The sequence below is a fragment of the Shewanella sp. GutDb-MelDb genome, from assembly GCF_002836075.1.
Classification (GTDB): domain Bacteria; phylum Pseudomonadota; class Gammaproteobacteria; order Enterobacterales; family Shewanellaceae; genus Shewanella.
Genome location: NZ_PJBM01000163.1, coordinates 22,604 through 29,550, shown reverse-complemented (window position 1 = coordinate 29,550; position 6,947 = coordinate 22,604). Strand labels below are relative to the sequence as shown.

The 6,947-nt window shown below is 42.8% G+C and carries 5 protein-coding genes; 3 read left to right on the top strand and 2 right to left on the bottom strand.

All coding sequences use genetic code 11. The features are described from left to right. Positions 1-107: 107 nt before the first annotated feature. Positions 108-1,241, bottom strand: a complete 1,134-nt coding sequence (locus CXF82_RS07305) for a CobW family GTP-binding protein (RefSeq protein ID WP_101092645.1) — start codon at positions 1,239-1,241, stop codon at positions 108-110. A gap of 224 nt (positions 1,242-1,465) precedes the next feature. Here CXF82_RS07305 and CXF82_RS07300 point away from each other — a divergent pair, with 224 nt between their 5' ends. Together CXF82_RS07300 and CXF82_RS07295 are read left to right on the top strand one after the other, a co-directional pair. Continuing rightward, positions 1,466-3,808: an ATP-binding protein gene (locus CXF82_RS07300; RefSeq protein ID WP_145991672.1), complete on the top strand. Its 2,343-nt coding sequence runs from the start codon at positions 1,466-1,468 to the stop codon at positions 3,806-3,808. Further along, positions 3,809-4,705 carry a mechanosensitive ion channel family protein gene (locus tag CXF82_RS07295; RefSeq protein WP_198553526.1) on the top strand — a complete coding sequence of 299 codons (897 nt, stop codon included), beginning with the start codon at positions 3,809-3,811 and terminating at the stop codon, positions 4,703-4,705. It abuts the gene before it with no gap. Between the two features lie 98 nt (positions 4,706-4,803). Here CXF82_RS07295 and CXF82_RS07290 read toward each other — a convergent pair whose 3' ends face one another. Beyond that, a complete protein-coding gene (locus CXF82_RS07290) occupies positions 4,804-5,127 on the bottom strand; it encodes a hypothetical protein (RefSeq protein WP_232775067.1) in 324 nt (107 codons plus the stop codon). A 320-nt stretch (positions 5,128-5,447) separates the two neighbouring features. On the opposite strand from CXF82_RS07290, the gene CXF82_RS07285 reads away from it, so the two are divergent. Further along, a complete protein-coding gene (locus CXF82_RS07285; RefSeq protein ID WP_102038796.1) occupies positions 5,448-6,860 on the top strand; it encodes an endonuclease/exonuclease/phosphatase family protein in 1,413 nt (470 codons plus the stop codon). The last annotated feature ends 87 nt before the right edge of the window (positions 6,861-6,947 follow it).

Sequence of the window (6,947 nt, the reverse complement as noted above, 5' to 3'; positions counted from 1 at the left end):
TAATCCCTGTTTAGCCCTCGCTAATCATAACGTCTACGCGGACGACTTTACCTTAAACTGTTGTACTCAGTGAAAATGTATATCAACAGTCCTCAAATAGACGTTTATTATCCGAGTCGCGAACAAACCGATAAGAGTGCACCTTCGATAAGCTCACGGTCTATTTTTGACATAGACAGCAACTCAATTCTCGAGTCCATCGCATCGTCAAGTTCAACGATAGATAACTCAGAGTCCACACTATTAAACCCAGCAATCCCCTCTTCGGTGATCATCACGGCTTTAAGACGAATAACCTCTAGGCTTTTAATTAAGTGCAATAACTTATCAAAATCAAATTCATAACTTAAATCGAATACCCAGCCACAACTGTAAAACCCATCAGCATGTTTGGTTTTACACATGATGCCTTGTCCGTCAAACTCAACATCTTGTGGTTTAGCTTCTTTAGAGAACAACGGGCTGTAATTAACATCTAAAAGCCGTGCTGGTTGCTGTATCACAAAAGATGAACCGTTTAATTGTTGTATTTCGCACTGATTAACTATCTGCTCATGTGGCTGATTGAGTCGTGCGATTATTGATGGCATTAACAACTCAACCTGCTTAGTACTCCAGGGTTCAATAGCACGGTGTTTCCACGCGTTGGTATAACTTGAGTTACTATTTGAGTCGCTATTAGAACCACGAGTAACAGCACCATTATTTACGGCCGTAATATAGTCAGATAATTGTTCTATAAGAGGTGTTTCATAACAATCGGCCTTACTCGCTAATACCAGATCCGCCACTTGTAACTGCTGATTAAAAATATCATGCTGAGTATATCGACTGTCGCTGAGCTTTCTTGCATCCACTAAAGTGATACATGTTTTCATCGCTAGCACTTGCTGATAATGAGCTTGAGTTAATACCTTAAGCACCTCTTGAGGGTGACCCAAACCAGTGGGTTCGATAAGTAATCTATCCGGTTTAGCTTTAGCGATTAACTGGTTAATAGCCACTTGCATCGGTAAACCTGCAGCACAGCACATACAGCCACCCGCCACCTCTTTAATTTGTATCTGCTCCGTTTCTCCGCCTAGCAGGCCAGCATCAATACCGACCTCGCCAAATTCATTGACCAACACAGCCCACACTTCATCTGCAGGCTTTTGGCTTAGCAGGCTCCTAATAAATGACGTTTTACCAACGCCAAGAAAGCCGGTAATGACGTTAGTAGGAATTATTTTTTGGATCATAAAAGTGGCTCATAAGCACTAGTTGCTCGAGATTCTAATCGGGATCTTGGGTCGATGTCACTGCTTAACCCATAAATAGTAATGCTAAATCCACACTGCTGATGATCAAATCCGGCATTATACGAGGCTAAAATATCGGCAAAATCTGTCACTTATGCTATTTTCAATAATGAGAAATAAGAATACTGCAGCTGGAGTACGACTCTTATATGTTGCGAAAACAGATGCTAAATAAACTGCTTTTTTGCGCCCTAGTACTCGCACCATTTGACCTTCTGGCTAATTGGTCTACTTTTGATACTCCAGAATTGACAGATAAGAGCAAGGCAATTTCGACCCAAGTCAATGCCCTACCCGAGCAACACCTCGCCGATAATCGCGATCAAAATCGCGCAACCAATATATTAATCAATACATTTGAACAGCAGCAATCTCATGCCAAGCAACTGAATCAACAGTTACGTCAGTTTCGAACCTCCAAAGACCCTAATGACTGGCCTGCAATTGAGCAAACCAAGTTATCGCTCGATAGCCTAAGCCAGAACAAAGCAAAACTATTAACCTACGTATCGGTCAATATTAATGAGCAGTTTACAGGTTTTGGCCCAGACGGCGTTAGGCAGCTTTTGCTCGAGGCACAAGTCACCGAAGCGATCATCAATTATCAGCTGATCTCCCAGTTTAGACATCTAGTCAGATTCACCACAGATCTAAAGGTCTCACCCTTTCCTTTATTAGTGCTTATTTTCAAACTCAGTTTAATCGGCATACTGTTATCTTGGTGGCTTAAAACAGCACCAAAACTCATTGTTTCTCAATTAAAAAACACTAAGAGAAAGCCACTATCTGGCGAGCCTATTAGCCACGTAATTTGGCGTTACCTCAATAAAGTACAAGCACCTTTAGCTTGGTTTACAGCCCTAAGCATTATGATTAACACCTTAATGACCTTGCCCGGCCTCGATAGTATTAACTATTTGAGTGTGGTCATTAATTGGAGTTTTGCGGCAGCCATTATCATTCGACTGCTCACTGAATTCACCTCACACCACAGCCATTACAACAATCAATCTGAGATAGTAGAGCTGCGCGTTAGTACCGTAAAACATTGGGTTTGGACACTAATGGCAGCCGGTATTATTCTTAAAGCAACCGAGATGAGTGTCTATCAAGGAACGATATACACTTGGGTCAAAACCTTAATGCTGCTGGTATTACTCATACTATTAATTAAAACATTAACCAATTGGCGTAGTGTGGTGTTTAAACAGTTAAGCCATTCTGACGAGCACCCCGCTTATATTGACTGGGCAATAAAAAGACAAGCCGTGACTCTTTTAGCCCCTATAGCTACGCTCATTGGCGTATATAGACTCTTTTCGCAGCGCCTATTTCAAGAACTCTTTAATAAGCTATCTAAGTACCAAACATTTAAGCATGCTATCGCCTATTTTTTTCGAGTTGAAGTGGCGAAGCAGAGCCAAGCTGATAAACAGAATGCCAATATGGTGCGAATAAAAGGTGAAGAGACTTTTTCCTACGTAAAGCCAGGGCACGAAGATAGCGAACTTATCGAAAATTACGCCAGCACTGAGCTCAATGAGATTGCTCGCTATGTACTTGCCCCCACTCCCGCCATGGCGCTAATTTATAGTGAGCGAGGCTTAGGCCTAACAACACTACTAAAAAGAGTAATCTACCGAGCAAACTCCGAAAATGCTATTTACATAAGCTGCCCTTATGGTGGTTATCAACCACTCGTGCAACAAATCAATACTGCACTGGGTTTAGCTAAAGACGCCGATGAGACTGAACTGCTGCAACTGCTAAGAAGTACAGAGAAACGATTTGTGTTCTGCATCGATGATTGCCAGCGAATTATTAGCCCTAAGGTCGGTGGCTTAATTGACTTAATGAAGCTATCTAAGTTATTACGTCGAGGCCGTAATCAACACGGTGTACTCCTAGGAGTAGAACAATCAGCTTGGCGCTTTGTTGACCGAGCAAGAGGGGAAAGGCTGTTGTTTGATAAAGTGGTAGCAATGCCCCGCTGGAGTGAAACTCAAATTGCAGCGCTATTAAGCAGCCGTATTGATATGGATGGCGAGCATGCGCTCAGCTTTGCTGGATTAAAACTGCCTAAGCAGTGGGATGAACACGAGCTAACAGAAAAGCAACGAGCAGAACAGGGGTTTTATCGTATTCTATGGGACTACTCAGACGGTAATCCAAGTGTTGCATTGCGCTTTTTTAGACAATCTCTGCACCAAGATAAGATCAGTGGTGAAGTCTTTGTGAGGATCTTTAAAGCACCCGATGCCAAGGAGCTTGAGAATATGCCAAAACCTATGTTGGCAGTGCTGCGAGCGATAGTCCAGCTAGAGGTAGCGTCAGCGGAAGAGCTGTCCGCTTGTACCCAGCTAGGTTTTGCAGAAGTGCTAAATACCCTGCGCTATTTTCAAAATCGGGGCTTTATCGAGCTAATTGACGATAAAGCCAAAATATCCTCACATTGGTTTAGGTACATCACAAATACACTGCATAACCAACACTTGCTGGTAAAGTAGATGATGCTAAAACGATACTCAAAGCTGCTTCTGCTGACGCTATTCATAAGCTTTCAACCATTAGCAGAAGATCTATCGCCCAATCTGGATAGCCTAACTGACATTGCCAGTCTTATTCGATGGAGCGGTGTTTTCATTTCAGGATTAGTGCTTTTTGTTGCTTGGTTGATGTTGAAATTCACCCAGAACATTGTCAACTCAATAAGTAGTCAATTTGCACAAAGGCGTATGTTAGCGCAAAAGCTACAGTCATTTTTCCAGTTTTTTGTCTACATGACCGCTGGGATCTCGGTGTTCATGCTCAGCTTTAGAGTCGATGACAGAGTACTCACGCTTATTGGCGGCACACTAGCAGTGTCAGTCGGCTTTGCGATGAAAGACCTCGCAGCCTCCTTTATTGCAGGGTTAACCGTAATGATAGACAGGCCATTTCAAGTCGGTGATAGAGTCACGTTTGAGGGACATTATGGCGATATCATCACGATTGGGCTTCGCTCGGTCAGAATGTGCACCTTAACTGATGACATTATTACCATTCCTAACAGTAAGTTTCTAAGCGATGTGGTGGTCAGTGGCAACTATGGCGCATTAGACATGCAAGTGGTTATCCCCTTCTATGTCGCGCTGGATCAAGACTTGTCACTCGCGACCGACATCATCAGAGAAGCCGCTGCATCGAGTCGCTATATCCACTTACCTAAACCGATTGTCGTTTTGGTCAAACAAGATATTAGTGACAGTTACTTTGCTATCAAACTGACACTAAAAGCCTACGTTCTCGACACTAAATACGAAAAGCTGTTTGAAACTGATATTACACTTAAAGTGATGCAAGAATTTAAAAAACAACAGATTTGCCCTCCCACTATTATGCAGAGCACTAAGCTCTCTCGCTAACCTTGCATAGCGCTATACTTTACTGTCACTAACATTCTCGATGAATAAGTGTTTCGAGTTGAGTACAAAACTGATTAAAACGCTAAATACTGATGACTCTATTCAACACCGGCCTTTTTGATAAAATGCTCATCGATATAGTGACACCACAAATCAGAGCTTATTTCCGGCAACCACTCATCTCCTCGTACGCCTAACTTAAACTCCACCACAGAACGCCACTCAAGCGAGCCTAAATCTGGCCCATGGCCATTGTCATCGCCTGTTAATATCTGCATTTCAACTTTTTTAAACCAAGTTAGATCACAGTCTTGTGCTTGCTGTAGTTGCGAAACTTGGCTCAATTGCGGCTCGCTCGTTGAGCTGCAACCACAAAACAACAATATAGCGCTCCCTATAGCCATTGCTAAACGCACACTCATTATCATCTCCATCCACACATTAACAAAACAGCATTATGATCTGAGCCATGAGTAAAAGAAACTGTGATCCACACGTTCCAATCCCACCGGCTCATCGCACAGCCCTCTCATGGCCACCAATACGGAGCCCAACATCACACACTCAAGTGCAACATTAACAACCAAACCCAGTTACCAACAAACAACAAAAGCTCATTAAAACAACACTTAAACACCAAGTTAACCGAGATTCATTTTCATCAAATCTACAGCTGTATAGAATACCTGCGAAGCTCAAAAAATTGAGCGTTTTATAATAACTATTATTGATGGGTCAAAACATGAAATTACTAAAAACAGCAGCTGCCGCTGCAATTACTGTCGCACTGCTAGCTGGATGTAGCGATGAAACCAACAACTACTATCCAACAGATCCAACTCCAGACACAACGAATGTTCGTATAGCTACTTATAACTTATCTTTCGACAGAAATACCTACGCCGATCTCGTTACCGAAATGAAGCTCACTCAAACTGAGCAACAAGACTTAATGGACAAATGGTTTGATGGTTCACTAACCGATGCTGAAAAAGCGGTCGCTGAGAAAGTGATTCAAATTCGTAACATCGCTGCCATTATCCAAACTGAACGTCCAGCTGTACTGTTAATGGCTGAATTCAACAACGATGGCACCGGTGAAGATCAACAAGCCATTCAAGGTTTTCGTTTAAACTACCTTGCAGTACCACAGAATGCGTTAGGGTCTACTTCCGACGACGTCACATTACTTGAGCCAATCCAATTTGGTTACGCTGAGAGCTTTGCCACTAATACAGGTTTACTCAGTGATTTCGATTTAGACCGTAACGGCAGCGTTGCCCTACCTGGCGATGCTTGGGGCTTTGGTTTCTACCACGGTCAATATGCATTCGGTCTATTATCACAATACCCAATTGATACTGACAACGTACGTACTTTCCAAAACTTTAAGTGGAAAGATATGCCAGGTGAAGCAAACCCAACAATCACCAATTGTGAAGATGCTAATAACCCAATTCCAGCCGGCATGGCATGTGGTGACGAGTGGTACAGTAAAGAAGCATGGGCAGCAAAGCCATTGTCTTCTAAAAACCACGTTGATGCCCCTATCATCATCCCAACTGAAAATGGCGACAAAGTGGTTCACTTATTGTTATCACACCCAACACCGCCTATTTTCGATACCATAACCGAAAATAATAAGCTGCTTAACCGCGCTGAAATTAAATTCTGGGATGACTACATCTCTGGTGAAGGCAGCTACATCTATGATGATGCTGGCAACAAAGGTGGCATTACTGCTGATGCATCATTCGTTATTTTAGGCGACTTAAATGCCGATCCAGAAAGTGGTGACGGTTATTTAGATAGCATCAAAGGCTTAATATACAGTGACCAAGTTAACCAGTTAGCAACTCATGGTGTTTATGCACCAACGAGTTTAGGCGGCCCTGAATGTTTAGCCACTGGCGAATGTCGCGCTGAAAACTGGGGCACTAAGTACCCAGACATGGTGACCAGTACCTCAGGACTACGTTTAGACCACGTCATTCCATCAAGTGACTTAAATGTGACTGACTCAGGTGTATTCTGGCCAGCGACTTTTGAAGATGGTCGCCTAATGATGAACGACGCTCGTGTTGGCAAGTATGGCGGCGGCGGAAAGTCAGTCTCTTCAGATCACCGTTTAGTATGGATCAACGTTGAACTGTAATTAACGATGAATAAAGATGATAAGCGCAGTTAAACATCACTGCGCTTTATCGTTAAAGTTAAAAGTCAGACATAAAAAAAGTGAACT

Coding starts and splice junctions, on each gene's coding strand:
- CXF82_RS07300 (WP_145991672.1), top strand. CDS start 1,466: ATGCTAAATAAACTGCTTTTTTGCGCCCTAGTACTCGCACCATTTGAC.
- CXF82_RS07305 (WP_101092645.1), bottom strand. CDS start 1,241: ATGATCCAAAAAATAATTCCTACTAACGTCATTACCGGCTTTCTTGGC.
- CXF82_RS07285 (WP_102038796.1), top strand. CDS start 5,448: ATGAAATTACTAAAAACAGCAGCTGCCGCTGCAATTACTGTCGCACTG.
- CXF82_RS07290 (WP_232775067.1), bottom strand. CDS start 5,127: ATGAGTGTGCGTTTAGCAATGGCTATAGGGAGCGCTATATTGTTGTTT.
- CXF82_RS07295 (WP_198553526.1), top strand. CDS start 3,809: ATGATGCTAAAACGATACTCAAAGCTGCTTCTGCTGACGCTATTCATA.